Source organism: Kineococcus halophytocola (genome assembly GCF_041276425.1).
Lineage (GTDB): Bacteria > Actinomycetota > Actinomycetes > Actinomycetales > Kineococcaceae > Kineococcus > Kineococcus halophytocola.
The window spans coordinates 213,115-233,752 of record NZ_JBGFTU010000004.1; the positions used below are offsets into that span (position 1 = coordinate 213,115).

Annotated in this window: 21 protein-coding genes; 18 read left to right on the forward strand and 3 right to left on the reverse strand. The window is 74.6% G+C overall.

Going from position 1 to position 20,638, the window contains the following annotated elements; translation table 11 throughout:
* Positions 1–23 precede the first annotated feature (23 nt).
* Positions 24–1,430: a Si-specific NAD(P)(+) transhydrogenase gene (gene sthA, locus AB2L27_RS05050; protein ID WP_370440377.1), complete on the reverse strand. Its 1,407-nt coding sequence runs from the start codon at positions 1,428–1,430 to the stop codon at positions 24–26.
* Positions 1,431–1,640: 210 nt separating this feature from the next.
* On the opposite strand from sthA, the gene AB2L27_RS05055 reads away from it, so the two are divergent.
* From AB2L27_RS05055 to AB2L27_RS05085, 7 genes are all read left to right on the forward strand, one after another.
* Complete coding sequence (locus AB2L27_RS05055) at positions 1,641–2,636, forward strand: Gfo/Idh/MocA family protein (protein ID WP_370440378.1); 996 nt, start codon at positions 1,641–1,643, stop codon at positions 2,634–2,636.
* A gap of 8 nt (positions 2,637–2,644) precedes the next feature.
* Positions 2,645–3,670, forward strand: a complete 1,026-nt coding sequence (locus AB2L27_RS05060) for a Gfo/Idh/MocA family protein (RefSeq protein ID WP_370440379.1) — start codon at positions 2,645–2,647, stop codon at positions 3,668–3,670.
* A 31-nt stretch (positions 3,671–3,701) separates the two neighbouring features.
* Positions 3,702–4,814: a histidinol-phosphate transaminase gene (locus tag AB2L27_RS05065; protein WP_370440380.1), complete on the forward strand. Its 1,113-nt coding sequence runs from the start codon at positions 3,702–3,704 to the stop codon at positions 4,812–4,814.
* On the forward strand, positions 4,811–5,410 hold the full coding sequence (gene hisB, locus AB2L27_RS05070; protein ID WP_370440381.1) for an imidazoleglycerol-phosphate dehydratase HisB: 600 nt from the start codon (positions 4,811–4,813) through the stop codon (positions 5,408–5,410). The genes AB2L27_RS05065 and hisB overlap by 4 nt, the downstream gene beginning before the upstream one ends.
* On the forward strand, positions 5,407–6,045 hold the full coding sequence (gene hisH, locus AB2L27_RS05075; protein ID WP_370440382.1) for an imidazole glycerol phosphate synthase subunit HisH: 639 nt from the start codon (positions 5,407–5,409) through the stop codon (positions 6,043–6,045). The genes hisB and hisH overlap by 4 nt, the downstream gene beginning before the upstream one ends.
* A gap of 295 nt (positions 6,046–6,340) precedes the next feature.
* Positions 6,341–7,096 carry a bifunctional 1-(5-phosphoribosyl)-5-((5-phosphoribosylamino)methylideneamino)imidazole-4-carboxamide isomerase/phosphoribosylanthranilate isomerase PriA gene (gene priA / locus AB2L27_RS05080; protein WP_370440383.1) on the forward strand — a complete coding sequence of 252 codons (756 nt, stop codon included), beginning with the start codon at positions 6,341–6,343 and terminating at the stop codon, positions 7,094–7,096.
* A gap of 179 nt (positions 7,097–7,275) precedes the next feature.
* On the forward strand, positions 7,276–7,869 hold the full coding sequence (locus tag AB2L27_RS05085) for an SseB family protein (RefSeq protein ID WP_370440384.1): 594 nt from the start codon (positions 7,276–7,278) through the stop codon (positions 7,867–7,869).
* A 63-nt stretch (positions 7,870–7,932) separates the two neighbouring features.
* Here the strand turns inward: AB2L27_RS05085 and AB2L27_RS05090 are convergent, their stop codons facing one another.
* Positions 7,933–8,466, reverse strand: a complete 534-nt coding sequence (locus tag AB2L27_RS05090; protein ID WP_370440385.1) for a DoxX family protein — start codon at positions 8,464–8,466, stop codon at positions 7,933–7,935.
* 127 nt (positions 8,467–8,593) lie between these two features.
* Positions 8,594–9,013 carry a DUF1844 domain-containing protein gene (locus tag AB2L27_RS05095; RefSeq protein ID WP_370440386.1) on the reverse strand — a complete coding sequence of 140 codons (420 nt, stop codon included), beginning with the start codon at positions 9,011–9,013 and terminating at the stop codon, positions 8,594–8,596.
* Between the two features lie 303 nt (positions 9,014–9,316).
* Here AB2L27_RS05095 and infC point away from each other — a divergent pair, with 303 nt between their 5' ends.
* The 11 genes from infC (at position 9,317) to argB (ending at position 20,638) form a co-directional block, all read left to right on the forward strand.
* Positions 9,317–9,946 (forward strand): translation initiation factor IF-3, encoded by a 630-nt coding sequence (infC, locus tag AB2L27_RS05100; protein ID WP_370440416.1) that lies wholly within the window; start codon positions 9,317–9,319, stop codon positions 9,944–9,946.
* 112 nt (positions 9,947–10,058) lie between these two features.
* The gene (rpmI, locus tag AB2L27_RS05105; RefSeq protein WP_367636113.1) at positions 10,059–10,253 is read left to right on the forward strand and encodes a 50S ribosomal protein L35; all 195 of its coding nucleotides are present in this window, start codon (positions 10,059–10,061) and stop codon (positions 10,251–10,253) included.
* Between the two features lie 113 nt (positions 10,254–10,366).
* Positions 10,367–10,753, forward strand: coding sequence for a 50S ribosomal protein L20 (gene rplT / locus AB2L27_RS05110; RefSeq protein ID WP_370440387.1), 387 nt, complete (start codon positions 10,367–10,369; stop codon positions 10,751–10,753).
* 35 nt (positions 10,754–10,788) lie between these two features.
* Positions 10,789–11,661 (forward strand): TrmH family RNA methyltransferase, encoded by an 873-nt coding sequence (locus AB2L27_RS05115; RefSeq protein ID WP_370440388.1) that lies wholly within the window; start codon positions 10,789–10,791, stop codon positions 11,659–11,661.
* Positions 11,662–11,720: 59 nt separating this feature from the next.
* A complete protein-coding gene (locus tag AB2L27_RS05120; protein ID WP_370440389.1) occupies positions 11,721–12,842 on the forward strand; it encodes a sensor histidine kinase in 1,122 nt (373 codons plus the stop codon).
* 96 nt (positions 12,843–12,938) lie between these two features.
* Positions 12,939–14,072: a phenylalanine--tRNA ligase subunit alpha gene (gene pheS, locus AB2L27_RS05125; RefSeq protein ID WP_370440390.1), complete on the forward strand. Its 1,134-nt coding sequence runs from the start codon at positions 12,939–12,941 to the stop codon at positions 14,070–14,072.
* Entirely contained in the window at positions 14,072–16,636 is a 2,565-nt protein-coding gene (gene pheT, locus AB2L27_RS05130) for a phenylalanine--tRNA ligase subunit beta (protein ID WP_370440391.1), read from the forward strand. The genes pheS and pheT overlap by 1 nt, the downstream gene beginning before the upstream one ends.
* Entirely contained in the window at positions 16,629–17,447 is an 819-nt protein-coding gene (locus tag AB2L27_RS05135; protein ID WP_370440392.1) for an SDR family NAD(P)-dependent oxidoreductase, read from the forward strand. The genes pheT and AB2L27_RS05135 overlap by 8 nt, the downstream gene beginning before the upstream one ends.
* Before the next feature lie 58 nt (positions 17,448–17,505).
* Positions 17,506–18,564 (forward strand): N-acetyl-gamma-glutamyl-phosphate reductase, encoded by a 1,059-nt coding sequence (gene argC, locus AB2L27_RS05140; protein WP_370440393.1) that lies wholly within the window; start codon positions 17,506–17,508, stop codon positions 18,562–18,564.
* The gene (gene argJ, locus AB2L27_RS05145; protein WP_370440394.1) at positions 18,561–19,712 is read left to right on the forward strand and encodes a bifunctional glutamate N-acetyltransferase/amino-acid acetyltransferase ArgJ; all 1,152 of its coding nucleotides are present in this window, start codon (positions 18,561–18,563) and stop codon (positions 19,710–19,712) included. Before argC ends, argJ begins: the two co-directional genes overlap by 4 nt.
* Positions 19,709–20,638 carry an acetylglutamate kinase gene (argB, locus tag AB2L27_RS05150; RefSeq protein WP_370440395.1) on the forward strand — a complete coding sequence of 310 codons (930 nt, stop codon included), beginning with the start codon at positions 19,709–19,711 and terminating at the stop codon, positions 20,636–20,638. The genes argJ and argB overlap by 4 nt, the downstream gene beginning before the upstream one ends.

Here is a 20,638-nt window from a genome sequence, read left to right on the forward strand (position 1 = left end):
CAGGGTGAGTGACGGGGCGGGGGTCAGACGTCGAACCGCGCCGCGGCCCGCATCTTGTTCGTCACGTCCAGCGCAGCGACCTTGTACGCCTCCGACAGCGTCGGGTAGTTGAAGACCGTGTCGACGAGGTGGTCGACGGTCCCCCCGCACGTCATGACGGCCTGCCCGACGTGCACCAGCTCGGTGGCCGACGTCCCCACGACGTGCACGCCGAGCAGCTTGCGGTCCTCGGTCGAGACCAGCAGCTTCAGCTTGCCGTGCGAGTCGCCGACGATGGCGCCGCGCGCGAGTTCGCGGTAGCGGGCGACCCCCACCTCGTAGGGGACGGCGGCGCGGGTCAGCTCGTCCTCGGTGTGGCCGCAGTAGCTGATCTCCGGGATCGAGTAGATCCCGATGGGCTGCAGCTCGATGAGGGAGTTCACCTGCTCGCCGAACGCGTGGTAGGCCGCCAGGCGCCCCTGCTCCATCGAGGTTGAGGCCAGGGCCGGGAAGCCGATGACGTCGCCGACGGCGTAGATGTGCTCGACCTCGGTGCGGAACTGCTTGTCCACCACGAGGCGCCCGCGCGTGTCGGCCTCCAGCCCGGCGGCGGCCAGGTCCAGGGTGTCGGTGGCGCCCTGGCGGCCGGCGGAGTACAGGACGGTGTCGGCGGGGATCCGCTTGCCCGAGGCCAGGGTCGTGACGGTGCCCTGCTCGTCGGCCTGCACCTTGACGACGGACTCGCCGAGGCGGAACGCCACGCGCAGGTCGCGCAGCTCGAACTTCAGCGCCTCGACGATCTCGGAGTCGCAGAAGTCCAGGAAGGTCGGCCGCGACTCCACGACGGTGACCTTGGTGCCGAGGGCGGCGAACATCGAGGCGTACTCGAGGCCGATGACCCCGGCGCCGACGACGACGAGGGTCTGCGGGATCTCGGTCAGCTGCAGGACCCCGTCGGAGTCCACGACGCGCCCGGAGCCGAAGTCGACGTCGGCCGGGCGGGCCGGGCGGGTGCCCACGGCGACGACGAACTTGTCCGCGCTCAGGTGCCGGGCGGGGACGCCGGGGGCCTCCACGACGATGCTGTTGGGTCCGGTGAAGCGCGCCATGCCGTCGTGCAGGTCGACCCGGTTGCGCGAGAGCTGGTCGCGCACGACCTCGGCCTCCCGGCGCGTCACGTGGGTGGTGCGGGCCGCCAGGTCGGCCATGGTGATGTCCTGCTTGACGCGGAAGTTCGCGCCGTAGACGTCGCGCACGCTCATGCCCGTCAGGTGCACGACGGCCTCGCGCAGCGTCTTGGACGGGATGGTCCCGGTGTTGACGCAGACGCCACCCATCATCGAACCGCCGTCGACGAGAGCGGCGTGCTTGCCGAGCTTGGCCGCCGCGATGGCCGCCTTCTGGCCGCCGGGGCCGGAACCGAGGACCAGGAGGTCGTAGTGGTCGCGCATACCCGTCATCTTCGGCACCCGGTCGGCGGATCTGCAGCCGCGGCCCGTGAACGTCACGCGACGGTTCGTGGCCACCCCGGCGACGGGGGTCGCGCCCCGGGCCCGTGAACGTTCCCGGACCGGGAGCCGCCGGACCTTCCGCACCCGGGCCCGGATGTCCTAGCGTGAGGGGCGACACGACCCGATGACGCGTCCGGAGGAACCCCTCTCGTGCCTGTCGCGAACCCACCCCTGACCGTGGCCGTGCTCGGGTGCTGGCACGTCCACGCGAAGGACTACGCCCGCGCCGCAGCCGCCCACCCCGACACCACCCTCGTCGCCGTCCACGACCCCGACCCCTCGCTGGGCCGGCCGCTGGCGCAGGACCTCGGCGTCGAGCACGTCGACGACTTCGACGCGCTGCTGGCGCGCGAGGACGTCCACGGCGTCACCGTCACCACCGGGACGACGGCCCACTCCGACGTCATCTCCCGCGCCCTGGCCGCCGGCAAGCACGTCTTCACCGAGAAGCTGCTGGCGCCCACGGTCGGGGAGTGCGAGCGCCTCGTCGCGCAGGCCGCCGACGCCGGGCTCGCCCTGGTCGTCTCCCTGCCCCGGCTCCACCACGGCTACACCCTCGCGGTGCGTGAGCTGCTGGACTCCGGGGCGCTGGGGACCCTCACGTACGGCCGGGTCCGGCTGTCCCACGACGGCGCCGTCCACGGCCGCGACGGCGGCGCCGGGGGCTGGCTGCCCGACCGGTTCTTCGACCCCGCGCCCGCCGTGGGTGGGGCCCTGACCGACCTCGGCTGCCACCCGGTGTACCTGGCGCAGCTGTTCCTCGGCGCCGACCCGCAGACGGTCCGCGCGGTGTACGCCCACGTCACCGCGCGCGAGGTGGAGGACCACGCCGTCGTGACGCTCGGGTACGCCGAGGGCCGCATCGGCGTCGTCGAGGCGGGGTTCGTCAGCGACGACGCCTTCACGATCGACGTGCACGGCACCGAGGGGTCGCTGCACTACACCGACGCCGGCGAGCGCCTGTGGCGCCGGTACCCCGATGGCCGCACCGAGGACCTCACCGTCCCGGGCGACGCCCCGGACCCGTTCGCGCAGTGGGTCCGGCACGCCGCCGCGGGCACGCAGGCGACCGAGAACCTCGCCCGCGCCGTCGACCTCACCCGCCTCGTCGTGCGGGCCAACCACGCAGCAGGGACGAAGGAGTGAGCGGGACCGTGCCGAACGAGGGTCGCAGCGTCGTCGAGGGGACCGTCAAGGTCGGGCTCATCGGCGGGGGCGGGATCACCCGCGCCCACGTCAAGGGGTACCGCGAGCACGCGGGGAAGATCGCCGTCACCGCCGTCGCCGACGTGGTGGAGGAGGCCGCGACCACCCGCGCCGCCGAGCTCGACGCGCAGGCCTTCACCGACTACCGCGAGATGCTGGCCGGCGCCGACATCGACGCCGTCGACATCTGCCTGCCCCACCACCTGCACGCCGACGCCATCGTCGCGGCCGCCGAGGCCGGCAAGCACGTCCTGTGCGAGAAGCCGTTGTGCCTGACCGCCGAGGAGGCCGCGCGCGTGGCCGACGCGGTGCGCTCGGCGGGCGTCACCCTCATGTGCGCGCACAACCAGCTGTTCTTCCCCTCGGTCGCCAAGGCGAAGGACCTGCTCGACTCGGGGATCCTCGGCACCGTCTACGAGGTCCGCACGACCGACAGCTTCCACAACGACTTCGACCCCTCCACCATGGGCTGGCGCGCCTCGGCCAGGACGAGCGGCGGCGGGGAGCTCATCGACACGGGTTACCACCCGACCTACCTCCTGCTGCACCTGGCGGACGCCCAGCCGACCGAGGCGACGGCGTTCCTCTCGACGCACCGCCTGACGTTCATGGAGGGCGAGGACTCCGCGCAGGTGCTGGTCCGCTTCGCGAACGGCGTGGTCGGCCAGGTGGTGACGAGCTGGGCCTACGACCCGGCGCCGGGGACGGAGAAGTTCTCCGTCGTGGGCGAGCTCGGCTCCCTCACCGGCACGGCGGACTCCGTCACCTACCGCCTGCGCTCGGGGCAGGAGGAGACGTTCGCGTTCGAGCCCGTCGACTCCTTCGTCGCCGAGATCGGCGCCTTCGCCGACTGCCTGCGCGAGGGCACCCGTCCGATCCACACCGAGACCGAGGGCATCGCCGTCCTCGGCGTCCTGCTCGCCGCCTACGAGGGGGCCCGGACCGGCACGATCGCGAAGGTCATCAGCGTCTGAGCCGGCCTCGCGCGTCTGGGACACTGCTGCCGTGACCGAGACGACCACGCTGGCCGACCTGCCGCTGCGCGAGGACCTGCGGGGCGAGCACCCGTACGGGGCCCCGCAGCTGCACGTGCCCGTGGTCCTCAACGTCAACGAGAACCCCTACCCCGTCGCCCCCGACGTGGTCGCCGACATCGCGGCCGCGGTCGCCCAGGCCGCGGTGGGCCTCAACCGCTACCCCGACCGGGAGTTCCTCGACCTGCGCGCCGACCTCGCGACCTTCCTGCGCACCGAGTCCGGTGCCGAGCTCGCCCCCGAGCAGGTCTGGGCGGCCAACGGGTCCAACGAGGTCATGCTGCACGTGCTGCAGGCCTTCGGCGGCCCCGGTCGCACGGCCCTGAGCTTCGCCCCGACGTACTCGATGTACCCCGAGTACGCCCGCGACACCCTCACGACGTGGGTCACGGGCCGGCGCGAGGACGACTTCACCGTCGACGTCGACCACGCCCGCGAGCAGGTCCGCCGGCACCGCCCCTCCGTCGTCCTGCTGACGAGCCCGAACAACCCGACGGGCACGGCGCTGCCGCTGGCCACGGTCGAGGCCGTGCTGGAGGAGGTGTCCGCGGTCGGGGGCGTCGTCGTCGTGGACGAGGCGTACGGGGAGTTCCGCCGGGCCGGCGTCCCGAGCGCCCTGGAACTCCTGCCGCGCCACGGCAACCTCGCCGTGAGCCGCACGATGAGCAAGGCGTTCTCCCTCGCGGGGGCGCGCGTGGGGTACCTGGCGGCCTCGCGCGCGTTCGTCGACGCGCTGCGGATCGTGCGGTTGCCGTACCACCTCTCGGCCGTGACCCAGGCCGCCGCGCGCGCCGCGCTGAAGCACTCCGCGGCCCTGCTCTCGACCGTCGACGAACTCCGCACCCGCCGCGACGAGACGGTCGTGTGGTTGCGCGAGAAGGGTTTCGACGTCGCCGAGTCCGACGCGAACTTCGTCCTGTTCGGGCGGTTCGCCGACCGGCACTCCGTCTGGCAGGGGTTGCTCGACCGGGGCGTCCTCATCCGCGAGACCGGCCCCGCGGGCTGGTTGCGGGTGAGCATCGGCACGGCCGAGGAGATGCAGCAGTTCCGAACCGCACTCCAGGAAGTGGTGGCAGAGAAGTGAGCCGCACCGCGCGCATCGAGCGCAGCACCAGCGAGTCCTCCGTCCTCGTCGAACTCGACCTCGACGGTTCGGGTCGCACGCAGATCGACACGACCGTGCCGTTCTACGACCACATGCTCACGGCGCTGGGCAAGCACTCCCTCATGGACCTCACCGTCCGCGCCAGCGGCGACACCCACATCGACGTCCACCACACCGTGGAGGACACCGCGATCGTCCTGGGCCAGGCGTTCCGCCAGGCCCTCGGCGACAAGACCGGGATCCGCCGCTTCGCCGACGCCACCGTCCCCCTCGACGAGGCGCTCGCGCACGCCGTCGTCGACGTCTCCGGCCGGCCCTACTGCGTCCACGAGGGCGAACCGGCCGGGCAGGAGTTCCACCTCATCGGCGGGCACTTCACCGGGTCCCTGACCCGGCACGTCCTGGAGAGCTTCGCGTTCCACGCCCAGATCTGCCTGCACGTGCGCGTGCTGGCCGGCCGCGACCCGCACCACGTCGTGGAGGCGCAGTTCAAGGCGCTGGCCCGCGCGCTGCGCTACGCCGTCGAACCGGACCCGCGCGTCGTCGGCGTCCCCTCCACGAAGGGGGCGCTGTGACCTCCGTCGTCGTCCTCGACTACGGCTTCGGCAACGTCCGCTCCGCCGTCCGCGCCCTGGAACGGGTCGGGGCCTCGGTGGAGCTGACGTCGGACCGCACGAAGGCCCTGGAGGCCGACGGCCTGCTCGTCCCCGGCGTGGGCGCCTTCGCGGCCGTCAACGCCGGTCTGAAGGCCATCGGCGGGGACTCCATCGTCGACCGGCGCCTGGCCGGCGGCCGGCCCGTGCTGGGGATCTGCGTGGGGCTGCAGGTGATGTTCGAGACGTCCACCGAACCCGGGGACGGCGTGCCCGACGGCCTGGCCCAGTGGCCCGGCACCGTCGAGCGGCTCCCGGCCGACGTCGTCCCGCACATGGGCTGGTCGACCGTGGAACCGCCCGCCGGTTCCCGCCTGTTCGCCGGGGTGGAGGACGAGCGGTTCTACTTCGTGCACTCCTACGCCGTGCAGCGCTTCGAGATGGTCGACACCACCGACGGCCGGGTCCCGCTGCCGCAGATCACCTGGGCCGAGCACGGCACCCGGTTCGTCGCGGCCGTGGAGAACGGCGCGCTGTCGGCGACCCAGTTCCACCCGGAGAAGTCCGGCGACGCCGGGGCGCAGCTGCTGCGCAACTGGGTCGCCTCCCTCACCTGAGGTCCCGCGCGGCGACGGGGCACCCACGGGTGTCACCACCTGGTGTCCCACCTGGTGTCCCACGTGGGGCCACCCGGGGGTGCCCCGAGCGCGTCGCCCGGGTGCCGTCCCGGGGACACCCACGCCTCGCTCCACGTGCTCTGGACCCACGTCCGCACCCGCGGCCGCACCCACACCCGGTCCCACGTCGCCCGCACCGACGGCCCCGCCCGCACCGACGGCCCCGCCCGCACCGACGGCCCCGCCCGCACCGACGGCCCCGCCCACGCCGCCGCCCCTCGTAGACTCGCCCCCCGTGACCAGCGAGAACACCGCCACCGCCGCGCGCCGGCTCGAACTCCTGCCCGCCGTCGACGTCGCCGACGGCCAGGCCGTCCGCCTCGTCCAGGGCGAGGCCGGCAGCGAGACCTTCTACGGCGCCCCGCTCGAGGCGGCCCTGGCCTGGCAGGAGGCGGGCGCGGAGTGGGTCCACCTCGTCGACCTCGACGCCGCCTTCGGCCGCGGCTCGAACCGCGAGATGCTCGCCGAGGTCGTCGGGCGCCTCGACGTCGCCGTCGAGCTGTCCGGCGGCATCCGCGACGACGCCTCCCTGGAGGCGGCCCTGGCGACCGGCTGCCGCCGCGTCAACCTCGGCACCGCCGCGCTGGAGGACCCGGACTGGACGCGCTCGGCCATCGCCCGGCACGGGGACCGCATCGCCGTGGGGCTGGACGTGCGCGGCACGACGCTGGCCGCGCGCGGCTGGACGCGCGAGGGCGGTGACCTGTGGGAGGTCCTGGCGCGCCTGGACGCCGACGGGTGCTCCCGCTACGTCGTCACCGACGTCACCAAGGACGGCACCCTGCGCGGCCCGAACGTCGACCTGCTGCGCGAGGTCTGCGCGCGCACGACGGCCCCCGTCGTCGCCTCCGGCGGCATCTCCAGCCTGCAGGACCTGCGGGTGCTGCGCGACCTCGTCGCGGCCGGGGTCGAGGGCGCCATCGTCGGCAAGGCCCTGTACGCCGGGAACTTCACGCTCCCGCAGGCCCTGGACGTGGCGGGCCGGCCCTGACCGCTCGCGAGCCCGGCCACGACCCGCGCACTACCGACTCCGCGGGGGTCCCGTGGGCCGGGCGCACGCTGCAGCCCAACGCCTTCGCCGCCGACGACGGTTCCCGCTCCCCGGCGCTGGCAGCGGCGCTGGAGGCGTGGCGGGCCGCCGGTGAGGACCCGGTCGACCCCCTCGCCCGCGTGCACGCCGAACGCGCGGTCGTGGCCGCGCTGGCGGGCACCCGGGTGTTCGCCCCCGTCGTCGCCGAGCTGGGGGAGTCCGGGCCGGACGGCGCCGACAAGAGCGCCGACATGGCCCTCGCGCTGCTCACCCAGCCCGACGGCCGGCGCGGGCTGCCGCTGTTCACCGACCTCGCCGCCCTCACCGCCTGGCGTCCCGACGCCCGCCCGGTGCCGGTGCCGGCCGAGCAGGCCGCGCTGTCGGGGGCGCAGGAGGAGTGCGACGTGCTCGTGCTCGACCCCGCCGGACCGGTCCGGTTCGTGGTGCGCCGCAGCGCGTTCTGGGCGCTGGCCCGGGAGGGGGAGTGGATCCCGGCGGCGCTGGACGCGACGGTGGCCGCGGCCGTGGCCGACGCCGTGCGGGACCTGCCGGTCGTGCGCGGCACCCGGTGCGAACCGGGCCGGGGGGCCGAGCTGCGGGTCGTCCTGGGGGTGGCGCCGGGGCTGGACCGCGACGGGCTCGACGAGGTGCTGCGGCGGGTGGGGGAGCGGCTGGCCGCCGGCGTCGTCGCCGAACGGGCCGAGTCCCTGGAGTTCCAGGTCCTGCCGGCCTGATCGCGCCGGCGTGATCAGGTCGGCGTGAGGGTCCGGACCGCCGCGGCGGCCCGGACCCGGACGTCAGTCCTGCCCGGCCTGCCCGGCCTCGGCGGCCTCGGCGGCCACCGCCTGCTGGCGGGCCTTGATGGTCGTGTAGGCACCGATCCCGGCGCCCACGAGCGCCAGCGCCGTCGTCCAGCGCTTGTTGAAGACGTGGCCCGTGGCCGCGTCGACGCTGTACCGGCCCGGGCCGCCGACGGCGAGCGCGACCGAGGTCAGGCCGAGGACGGCCGGGTACTCGAACCCGCCGGAGGTCACGAAGAAGCCGTTCGGCTTGTGCACGAAGGCCGCCGCGGCCATCGCCGCGGCGGCCGAGGCGCCGCCGACGGGCGTGGCGAGCCCGAGGGCGAGCAGGGCCCCGCCGCCGGCCTCCGAGGCGCCCGCGAGCACCGCGTTGCGCTTGCCGGGGCGGAAGCCCATCGCGTGCATCGCCCCGGCCGTGCCCTCGAGACCGCCCCCGCCGAAGGCGCCGAAGAGCTTCTGCGCGCCGTGGGCGACGAGGGTGCCGCCGATGCCCAGGCGCAGGGCCAGCAGGCCCAGGTCGTTGTTCGCCACGAGGGTGTCCTCCAGTTGCTTGCGAGTTCAAAGTCGTCGGCCATTCGACCACCCCGCGCGGGCCCGCGTCGACGGGGGGTCGCCCGGCCGGCGGGGGTGGTCCTCGCGGGGCGTGCGTCCCCGGCGGTCAGACCACGCTGCCCGTCAGGCGCTCACCGGGGCCCTTGCCCGGTTCGTCCGGGACGTCGGAGGCCTCGCGGAAGGCCAGCTGCAGCGAGCGCAGGCCGTCGCGCAGCGAGCGGGCGTGCTGCCCGCCGACGTCGGGGGCGGAGGTGACGACGAGCCCGGCCAGGGCCGTGATGAGGATGCGGGCCTCGGCGAGGTCGAGGTGGTCGGCCGCGTCGGGCCCGTCCGCCAGGCCGCACTTGACCGCCGCCGCGCTCATGAGGTGCACCGCGGCGGTCGTGATGAGCTCGGCCGCCGGCACGTCGGCGATGTCGCGGGCGGCCAGGGCGCCGGGGTCCACGGGGTCCACGGGGTCCACGGGGTCCACGGGGTCCACGGGGTCCACGGGGTCCACGGCCTCGGGAGGGGTCTGTGACTGCATGCTGGTACCCTTGCAGGCGACCGACCGGCACACGTCACCGGATCCCGCTCCAGCACCACCGCGGGGACCGGCGTCCACAGGGCCGGCACGTGAAGCGGAGGCCTCCTCCCACCCCGGTGCCCACGGCGTCGCGGGTCTGGTCCGCGCCCCTCCCCGGAGGGGTGCAGCGGCGTCTCCCGTCGCGCTCGTCCCCGGTGGACGGGCCGTGGGTGCGTCGTCGGATCTGGTGGCCCTCGTTGCGCGTCCGAGCACGGGGGCCTTCCTCGTGTCCGGCGGCCCCACACGACGACGAAGGAGCAGCACATCAGCGAGCCCCGCATCAACGACCGCATCCGTGTTCCCGAGGTGCGGCTCGTGGGCCCCAACGGCGAACAGGTCGGCATCGTGCGCGTCGAGGACGCGTTGCGGCTGGCGGACGAAGCAGGTCTCGACCTGGTCGAGGTCGCTCCGACGGCGCGGCCGCCGGTCTGCAAGCTCATGGACTTCGGCAAGTTCAAGTACGAGTCCGACATGAAGGCCCGCGAAGCCCGCAAGAACCAGACGAACACGATCCTCAAGGAGATCCGGTTCCGTCTGAAGATCGACCCGCACGACTACGGCACCAAGAAGGGCCACGTCGAGCGGTTCCTCAAGGCGGGTGACAAGGTCAAGGTCATGATCATGTTCCGCGGGCGTGAGCAGTCCCGGCCCGAGATGGGTTTCCGGCTGCTGCAGCGCCTGGCCGAGGACGTGGCGGACCTGGGCAGCGTCGAGAGCTCGCCGCGCCAGGACGGCCGCAACATGGTCATGGTCATCGGGCCGCACAAGAAGAAGGCCGAGGCCAAGGCCGAGGAGCGTCGCCGCAAGGACGCCGAGGCCGCGCAGCCGGACGAGGGGACCACGGCCGACCAGGCCGCGGGGACCGCGGACGAGACGGCCGCCACGGCGTCCTGACGGACGACTGAGGACGCACGACTGACACGGCCCGCGGGAGGCACGCTCCCGCGGGCCGCACGCCAGACCAGCCGGGGGGCACACCCCCCGGCTCCGAAACACAGGAGAAGACGTGCCCAAGAACAAGACCCACTCCGGCGCCAAGAAGCGGTTCCGCACCACCGGCTCCGGCAAGGTCATGCGCGAGCAGGCCAACAAGCGCCACCTGCTCGAGGTCAAGTCGAGCAAGCGCACCCGCCGCCTCTCGGTCGACCAGGTCGTCTCGCCCGCGGACGCCAAGAAGATCAAGAAGCTCCTCGGCATCTGATCCGCGGCCGGCCCCTGCGGGCCGGCACCCCTCGACCGAACCCAGCGGGTGCGTGACCACCTGGTCAGCGCCGATCGACCCGGCCGCCCGCGACCGACTTTCAAGGAGTACCCGTGGCACGCGTCAAGCGCGCAGTCAACGCCCAGAAGAAGCGCCGCACCGTCCTGGAGCAGGCCAGCGGCTACCGCGGCCAGCGCTCGCGCCTGTACCGCAAGGCGAAGGAGCAGGTCACCCACTCCCTCGTCTACGCCTACCGCGACCGCAAGGCCCGCAAGGGCGACTTCCGTCGCCTCTGGATCCAGCGCATCAACGCGGCCGCCCGCGCCGAGGGCATGACGTACAACCGCTTCATCCAGGGCCTGAAGGCCGCTGAGATCGAGGTCGACCGCCGCATGCTGGCCGAGCTCGCCGTGTCCGACCAGGCCGCCTTCTCGGCGCTCGTGGCGACGGCCAAGGCCGCCCTCCCCGCCACCCCGGTGGCCGAGGGTTCCGCGGCCTGAGCCGCAGACCCGCAGAACACCCCGGACGCCCGGCAGTGCCCCTCCTCGACGCCCCGGTCCTCTCGAACCCTCGAGCGGAACGGGTGCGCGCGGTGCGGGCGCTGACCGGGCGTTCGGCGCGTCAACGGCACGGCCGGTTCCTCGCCGAGGGCCCGCAGGCCGTCCGGGAGGCCGTCGCCGCCGGTGCCGCCCTGGAGCTGTACGCCACCCCCGAGGCCGCCGACCGGTACCCGCGGATCGTCCACGACGCGCCGAAGGCGTGGACGGTGACCGAGGAGGTCCTGGCGGCCATGAGCGACACGGTCACCCCCCAGGGGCTGGTGGCCGTCTGCCCCACGACGACGGCCGACCTCGACGACGTCCTGACCGCTCGCCCGCGGCTCGTCGCGGTCCTGGACCGGGTGCGCGACCCGGGCAACGCGGGCACCGTCCTGCGCGCCGCGGACGCGGCCGGCGCCGACGCCGTCGTGCTCACCGCCGGCAGCGTCGACGTCTTCAACCCCAAGTGCGTCCGCTCCACCGCCGGCAGCCTGTTCCACCTCCCGGTCGTCGTCGGACGCAGCCTGCAGGACGTGGTCGAAGGGCTGCAGCGCAACGGGTCCACCGTCCTGGCCGCCGACGGCGCCGGGGACCTCGACCTCGACGACCTCGCCGACGAGGCCGCCCGCGGGCAGGTCCAGCGGGTGGACCTGCGCCGGCGCACGGCGTGGGTCTTCGGCAACGAGGCCGCCGGGCTCGAGGACGCGGGGCGCTCCCTCGCCGACGCCGTCGTCCGCGTCCCGCTGCACGGTCGCGCCGAGAGCCTGAACCTGGCCACCGCGGCCGTGGTGTGCCTCTACGCCAGCGCCCGGGCGCACCGGGCCGAGGGGCCGGTGCGTCCCACCGGTCACGACAGCCCCACGCGCTGACCGCCGTCACGGCCGCGCTGCGCGCGCGGGTCGATCACCCGATGCCCTAGGGTCGCCCCGTGCCCGAGGCGAGGGGGAGCGCCGGGGCCGCGTCGCCGGCCCGTCCCCTCGTGCTGCCCGGGCTCGACCTCGACGACCTGCCCGACGGTGTGGTCCTCACCGACGGCGAGGGGACCATCACCGACCTCAACGTCGTCGCCGAACGTCTCCTGGGCCGCCCGCGCGCGGACCTGGTGGGTGCCCCGCTGCGGCGCGCCCTGCCCCTGCAGGACACCTCGGGACGGCGCTGGTGGGACGTCCTGCCGGACTCCTCCCGGGGGCCGGGCGGGGTCGCCGGCGACGGGCACGGCGAGCGGCTGCTCCTCCTGCCCGGCGGCACCGAGCTCCTCGTCACCGCGCGCCTGCAGCGGGAGGAGACCGGAGCCCTCCGGCGCGCGGTGCTGGCCCTGCGCGCCCCCGACGGGCGCCGCCGCGCCGAGACCGACACCGCGAGCCTCATCGCCACGGTCGCCCACGAGCTGCGCTCTCCCCTGACGTCGGTGAAGCAGTTCACCGCCAGCCTGCTGCGCCGGTGGGACCGCTTCAGCGACGACCAGAAGCGCCTCATGCTCACCACGGTGCACGCCGACGCCGACCGGGTCAGCCGGCTGGTCGGCGACCTGCTCGACGTCGCCCGCGTGGACGCGGGCCGCCTCGCGGTGCACCGCCGGCCGATGGACCTGGCCGCCCTCGTGCGCGAGCACGTCGACCGGCTGCGGATGGCCGGGTACGACGACGAGCGGTTCGAGCTGGTGCTCGACCCCGACCCGCCGGAGCTGTGGGCCGACCCGGACCGAATGGCCCAGGTGGTGACGAACCTCCTCGACAACGCCGTCCGGCACGGGGCCGGCACGGTGGTGGTCACGGTCGTCCCCGAGCCCTCCCAGACCCCCGAGAACTCCGGCTGGGTCGTCCTGACCGTCGACGACAACGGTGAGGGGGTCCCGGTCGAGGACCGGCCGTACGTGTTCTCCAAGTTCTGGCACGGCGGCACCCGCAGCGGCACGGGCCTGGGGCTGTACGTCACCCGCGGTCTGGTCGAGGCGCACGGCGGTGACGTCGACGTGGAGCCCGCCCCCACGGGTGGGGCCCGCTTCACCGTGCGCCTGCCGGCGGGGGAGCCGGGCCGGGCCGAGCGCTGAGCCGGGCCGCGGGATCTGGGAAGATCGGGCCGGGTCCTGCGAGCGGCCCACCGACGAGCAGTCGACGATCCCCGTGACGAGGAGAGCGCACCAGCGATGTCCGACCAGCCCGACGTGCCCGAGGGCGCGGTGGACGAGGCGAGCGTCCAGGCCGCCCTCGACGCCGCCCTCGCCGCGGTGGCCGCGGCCACCGACCTCGACGAGCTCAAGGCCGCGCGCCTGGCCCACGCCGGCGACCGCAGCCCGCTGGCCCTGGCCAACCGGGCCATCGGCACCCTGCCCGGGCCGCAGAAGGCGGCCGCCGGCAAGCGCGTCGGCCAGGCCCGCGGCCGCGTGGGCGCCGCGGTGACCGAGCGGACCGCCGTCCTGGAGGCCGAGCACACCGAACGGGTGCTGCGCGAGGAGGTCGTCGACGTCACGCTGCCGGTGGCGCGACCGGACCGCGGTGCCCGGCACCCGATCCCGCTGCTCGTCGAACGCGTCGGCGACGTGTTCACGGCGATGGGCTGGGAGGTCGCCGAGGGGCCCGAGGTCGAGGCCGAGTGGTTCAACTTCGACGCCCTGAACTTCGACGCCGACCACCCCGCGCGGCAGATGCAGGACACGTTCTTCGTCGCCGACGCCGACGGTGGGGCCGACTCCGGTCTCGTGCTGCGCACCCACACCTCGCCGGTGCAGAGCCGGTCGCTCCTGCAGCGCGGCGTGCCCCTGTACGTCGTCTGCCCCGGCAAGGTGTTCCGCACCGACGAGCTCGACGCGACCCACACACCGGTGTTCCACCAGCTCGAGGGCATCGCCATCGACGAGGGCCTGACGATGGCCCACCTCAAGGGCACGCTCGACCACTTCGCCCGGGCCATGTTCGGCGACGGGGTCCAGACGCGCTGGCGGCCGGCGTTCTTCCCGTTCACCGAGCCGAGCGCCGAGCTGGACCTGCGGTTCTCCCTGGGCCGCGACGCCGAGCGCGGCTGGATCGAGTGGGGCGGCTGCGGGATGGTCAACCCGAACGTGCTGCGGGCCGCGGGCATCGACCCCGACCGCTACCAGGGGTTCGCGTTCGGGATGGGGATCGAGCGGACGCTGATGTTCCGCAACGGGGTGACGGACATGCGCGACATGGTGGAGGGTGACGTGCGGTTCAGCCGGGCGTTCGGCGTGGAGGACCTGTCGGCGTCCGGGGTGGCGCGGGTCGCGGACCCGGCCGTGGCCGCGGGGGAGAAGGACCTCTGATGCGCATCCCCCTGAGCTGGCTCGCCGAGCACGTCGACCTCGAACCCGGCGCGAGCGGGGTGGACGTCGCGGCGTCCCTGGTCCGCGTCGGCCTGGAGGAGGAGGGCATCCACACGGCCGGGGTCACCGGGCCCGTCGTCGTGGGCCGGGTGCTCGACCTCGTGAAGGAGCCGCAGAAGAACGGCAAGACGATCAACTGGACCCACGTCGACGTGGGGCCCGCGCACAACGACGCCGACGGCTCGCGCGGCATCGTGTGCGGCGCGCACAACTTCGTCGAGGGCGACCTCGTCGTCGTCGCGCTGCCCGGCGCCGAACTGCCCGGTGGGTTCGCCATCGCCGCCCGCAAGACCTACGGGCACGTCTCGGACGGGATGATCTGCTCGGCCCGCGAGCTGGGCCTCGGCGAGGACCACGACGGCATCATCGTGCTCGCCCGGCACCTGCCGGGCGTGGAGGTGACGCCCGGGCAGGACGCGCTGGCCCTGCTGGGCCTGGCTGAGGAGACCGTCGAGGTCAACGTCACGCCCGACCGCGGCTACTGCTTCAGCATCCGCGGGATCGCCCGCGAGTACGCCCACGGCACCCGCCGGCCCGTCGCGCAGGTGCTGCGCGACCCCGTCGACGTCGAGGTGCCGGTGCCCTCCGGCCCCGGGTTCCCCGTGCGGCTCGAGGACGACGCCCCCGTGCGCGGGGCGCTGGGCTGCGACCGTTTCGTGGCCCGCGTCGTCCGGGGCCTGGACCCGACCCGTCCCACGCCGGCGTTCGTCGCCGACCGGTTGCGCCAGGCGGGGATGCGGCCGATCTCGCTGGCCGTGGACGTGACGAACTACGTCATGCTCGCCACCGGGCAACCGCTGCACGCCTACGACCTCGACCAGCTGCAGGGCGAGCTCGTCGTGCGCCGGGCCCGCGCGGGCGAACGCCTCACCACGCTCGACGACGTCGAGCGGACCCTGCACCCCGAGGACCTGCTCATCACCGACGAGGTCCCCGGTGACCCCTCGACCTCCCGGGTGCTGAGCCTGGCCGGGGTCATGGGCGGGGCCGCCAGCGAGGTCTCGGCCACGACCCGGGACGTCCTGGTCGAGGCCGCGCACTTCGCGCAGGTCACCGTGGCCCGCACCGCCCGGCGGCACCGGCTGCCCTCGGAGGCCGCCAAGCGGTTCGAGCGCGGCACCGACCCGACGATCTGCGCGGCCGCGGCCGAACTCGCCGTCCGCCTCCTGGTCGAGCACGGCGGCGGGACGGCCGAGACGACCGCGACCGACGCCGGCGAGACCACCGCCCCGCAGCCGGTCACGATGGACGCCGGGTTCCCCGAACGGGTCGTCGGCGTCCCCTACGACGCCGAGGTCGTCGTCGGCACGCTGACCGAGATCGGGTGCACCGTCGACGTGGAGGGGTCCGCCCTCACCGTGACGCCCCCGCCGTGGCGCCCCGACCTCACCGGCCGCGTCCACCTCGTCGAGGAGGTCGCCCGCCTCACCGGGTACGACGCCATCCCCTCCGTCCTGCCGCCGGCCCCGGCCGGAACCGGGCTGACCCCGGCGCAGCGAGCCCGCCGCTCGGTGGCCCGGGCCCTCGTCGACGACGGCTTCGTGGAGGTGCTCAGCTACCCGTTCGTGGCGGCCTCCGTCCACGACGCCCAGCAGCTGCCCGCCGACGACCCCCGCCGCAGCGCGCTGCGCCTGGCCAACCCGCTGTCCGAGCAGCAGCCGCTGATGCGCACCAGCCTGCTCGACTCCCTCGTGGAGACGGTGCGCCGCAACGTCTCCCGCGGGCTGCGCGACCTCGCGGTCATGGAGCTGGGCTCGGTGACCCACCCCCGCCCCGGCGCCGGGCGCGCCGAGGTCCTCGGGGTGGAACGCCGTCCCTCGCCGGCGGAACTGGCCCGGTTGCAGGAGGCCGTGCCGGCCCAGCCGCTGCACGTCGCGGGCGTCCTCACCGGTGTCCGGCGCCGCCCCGGGGCGCTCGCGGACGGGTTCGCCCGCACCGCCGAACCCGCCGGCTGGGCCGACGCCGTCGAGGCCGCGCGCACGGTCGCGGCGGCCGTCGGGGTCGAGGTCGTCGTCGAGGCGGCCGAGCACGCCCCGTGGCACCCCGGCCGGTGCGCGCGGATCACGACGCCGCAGGGGCACCCGGTGGGGTACGCCGGGGAGCTGCACCCGAGCGCGGTCGCGGCGCTGGAGCTGCCCGCCCGGGCGGCGGCCTTCGAGCTCGACCTCGACGTGCTCCTGGCCCTCGTCGGCGCCGCCCCGCAGGTCGACCCGCTGTCCGGTCTGCCCGCCGCGACGCAGGACGTCGCCCTGGTCGTCGACGCGGCCACGCCCGCCGCGACGGTGCAGGAGGCGCTGCGCGAGGGGGCCGGGCCGCTCCTGGAGGACGTGCACCTCTTCGACGTCTACAGCGGTGCCCAGGTCGGGCCGGGTCGCAAGTCCCTCGCCTTCGCGTTGCGCTTCCGCGCTGCGGACCGGACGCTGACCGCTGAGGAGGCCAGCGCGGCCCGCGATGCGGCCGTCACCCTCGCCGCCGACCGGACGGGAGCGACGCAACGTGTCTGACGTGCCGCAGGTGCAGCCCGTGCGCGCCCTGGTCACCGGGGCCAGCCAGGGCATCGGCCGGGCCGTGGCGCTCGGCCTGGCCCAGGCGGGGTTCACCGTCGCCGTGGTGGCCCGCAGCGCCCGCGCGCTCGACGAGCTGGTCGAGGAGATCACGGTCGACGGCGGCCGCGCGGTGGCTACGGCGTTCGACGTCACCGACGCCTCCGCGGTCGCCGCCGGTGTGCACGCCCTGGAGCTGGAGCTGGGCGGGTTCGACCTGCTCGTGCAGGCCGCGGGCCGCATCGAGCCGCAGGAGGTGCCCCCGTGGGAGGCGGACCCGGCGCACGTCCGGGCCGTCCTGGAGGCCAACGTCCTGGGGCCCTTCCACGTCGCGCGCGCCGTCGTGCCGGGCATGGTGGCGCGCGGTGCCGGCCGGGTCGTCGACCTCAGCTCCGGGGCCGCGTCCAAGGACAGCGGCACCTACGCCGCCTACGCCGCGAGCAAAGCGGCGCTGTTCCGCCTCGGCGGCGCGATCGCCGTGGCGGGTGCCCCGCACGGGGTGCTGGCCTTCGAACTGTCGCCGGGCGTGGTGCGCACGGCGATGTCGACGAGCATGAGCCAGCACGCCGAGCGCACCGAGTGGACCGATCCCGACGCCGTCGTGGAGATGGTCCGCGCCATCGCCTCGGGCCGCCTGGACGCGTGGTCCGGGCGGTTCGTGCGCGTCGGGGCCGACACCCCGGAGTCCCTGCGCGCCGCCGAGCCCCGCCTCGGACCCACGACGCGCAAACTCGTCGTCACGCCCTACGGCCCCGACGACCCGCTCGCCTGAGCACCTGCACCTGCACCTGCACCTGCATGGCTAGCCGAACCGGTGTATGGTCATGCACATGGAACCCGGGAAGCGGCTGTCGGTCGCCGTCGCAGGGGCCAGCGGCTACGCCGGTGGCGAGGCCCTGCGGGTGCTGCTGAACCACCCGCACGTGCAGATCGGCGCCCTCACCGGCGCCTCCAACGCCGGCACCCGCCTCGGGCAGCTCCAGCCGCACCTGCTGCCGCTGGCCGACCGCGTCCTGCAGCCGACGACGACGGAGGTCCTCGCCGGTCACGACGTCGTGTTCCTCGCCCTGCCGCACGGTGCCTCCGCGGCCGTCGCGGCCGAGCTCGGCCAGGACGTCCTCGTCGTCGACCTCGGCGCCGACCACCGCCTCCTCGACGCCGCGGCCTGGGAGCGCTTCTACGGCAGCGAGCACGCCGGCACCTGGCCCTACGGTCTGCCCGAACTGCCGCTGGCCGGCGGCGGGCGGCAGCGCGAGCACCTGCGGGGCGCGACGCGCATCGCCGTCCCGGGCTGCTACCCGACGTCGGTGAGCCTCGCGCTCGCGCCAGGGTTCGCCGCCGGGCTGCTGGTCCCCGACGACGTCGTGGTCGTCGCGGCCTCGGGCACCTCCGGGGCGGGCAAGGCCCTCAAACCGCACCTGCTGGGCTCGGAGGTCATGGGGTCGATGAGCCCCTACGGCGTCGGTGGCGGCCACCGGCACACCCCCGAGATCGAGCAGAACCTGGCCCTGGCCGCCGGCGGGCCCGTCACGGTGTCGTTCACCCCGACGCTGGCCCCGATGTCCCGCGGCATCCTCGCCACCTGCACCGCCCGGCTCGCCGGCGGCGTCTCGGCCGCGCAGGTCCGCTCCGCGTGGGAGGACGCCTACGCGGACGAGCAGTTCGTCCACCTCCTGCCCGAGGGGCAGTGGCCCTCGACCGCGCAGGTGCTCGGCGGCAACGCCTGCGCGCTGCAGCTCGCCGTCGACGAGCACGCCGGCCGCGTCCTCGTCGTGTCCGCCATCGACAACCTCGTCAAGGGAACCGCCGGAGGAGCCGTGCAGTCCGTCAACATCGCCCTGGGTCTGCCCGAGGACGCCGGCCTGAGGGCCGTGGGGGTCGCCCCGTGAGCGTCACCGCGGCACAGGGGTTCCGGGCCGCCGGCGTCACCGCCGGGCTCAAGGCCTCCGGCCGCCCCGACCTCGCCCTCGTCGTCAACGACGGTCCCCTCGATGCCGGCGCCGCCGTCTACACCTCCAACCGCTGCAAGGCCCACCCGGTCCTGTGGAGCGAGCGCGCCAGCGCCGACGGCCACCTCAAGGCCGTCGTCCTGAACTCCGGGGGCGCGAACTGCTTCACCGGCCCGCAGGGTTTCCAGACGACGCACGCCACGGCCGAGCTCGTCGGTGACCTCACCGGCGCCGGGGCGGCCGACGTCGTCGTCTGCTCCACCGGCCTCATCGGGGTGGAGTTCTCCCGGGAGAAACTGCTCGCCGGGGTGCGCGCCGCCTCCGCGGGCCTGTCGACCGAGGGCGGCACGGCCGCGGCCACGGCGATCATGACGACGGACACCGTCTCCAAGCAGGCCATCGCCAGCGGTGAGGGGTTCGTCGTCGGGGGCATGGCCAAGGGCGCGGGGATGCTCGCCCCCGGTCTGGCGACGATGCTCGTGGTCCTGACGACCGACGCCGTCGTGGAGGCCGCCGACCTCGACCGCGCCCTGCGGGCGGCCACGCGGACGACGTTCGACCGCGTCGACTCCGACGGGTGCATGTCGACCAACGACACCGTCGTCCTGCTCGCGTCGGGGGCCAGCGGGACGACGCCGGACCCGGCGGCGTTCGCCGAGGTCGTCCGCCGCGTCTGCGGGGACCTGGCGCGGATGCTCGTGGCCGACGCCGAGGGGGCCGACCACGACATCGCGATCGAGGTCGTCGGGGCAGCCTCGGAGGACGAGGCCGTCGAGGTGGGCCGCTCGGTGGCGCGCAACAACCTGTTCAAGGCCGCGGTCTACGGCAAGGACCCGAACTGGGGCCGGGTCATGGCGGCGGTCGGGACGACCTCGGCGCGGTTCGACCCGCAGACGCTGGACGTGAGCCTCAACGGGATCGCGGTCTGCGTCGACGGCGCCCCGCACGCCGACCCGGCCCTGGTCGACCTGGGCCCCCGCGAGGTGCGGGTCCGCATCGACCTCAAGGCCGGGACGGAGACGGCCACGGTCTGGACCAACGACCTCACCCACGCCTACGTCCACGAGAACAGCGCCTACTCCACATGAACCCCGAACCGACCCCCGCACCGAGCCCCGAACCGAACGACCTGTCCGCCCAGGACAAGACCGGCGTCCTCGTCGAGGCCCTGCCGTGGCTGCAGAAGTGGCACGGTGCGCTCGTCGTGCTGAAGTACGGCGGGAACGCCATGGTCGACGACGAGCTCAAGCGCGCGTTCGCGCAGGACGTCGTGTTCCTGCGCACCGCCGGCCTGCGCCCCGTCGTCGTGCACGGCGGTGGACCGCAGATCTCGACGATGCTGCGCAAGCTCGACATCCGCAGCGAGTTCCGCGGCGGGTTGCGCGTGACCACCCCCGAGACGATGGACGTCGTGCGGATGGTCCTCACGGGCCAGGTCGGCCGCGAACTCGTCGGCCTGCTCAACGCGCACGGGCCGCTGGCCGTCGGTCTGTCCGGGGAGGACGCCGGCCTGCTGCGCGCGACCCGTCGCGGTGCGGTCGTCGACGGTGGACTCGTCGACGTCGGGCTCGTCGGGGACGTCGTCGGCGTGGACCCGCGGGCCGTGGTCGACCTCCTCGACGCCGGCCGCATCCCGGTCATCTCGACGGTCGCGCCCGAGGTGGACGACGACGGGAACCCCGTTCCCGGTCAGGTCCTCAACGTGAACGCCGACACCGCCGCCTCGGCCATCGCCGTGGCCCTGGGGGCGCAGAAGTTCGTCGTCATGACCGACGTCGCGGGCCTGTACCGCGACTGGCCGAACACCGACTCCCTCGTGCGGGAGATCGAGGCCGACGACCTCGCCGACCTCCTGCCCTCGCTGGAGTCGGGGATGGTCCCGAAGATGGAGGCGTGCCTGCGGGCCGTGCGCGGCGGGGTGCCGCGCGCCACGGTCATCGACGGCCGGCAGGCGCACTCGGTGCTGCTGGAGGTCTTCACGACCTCCGGCAACGGCACGATGGTCGTGCCGTGA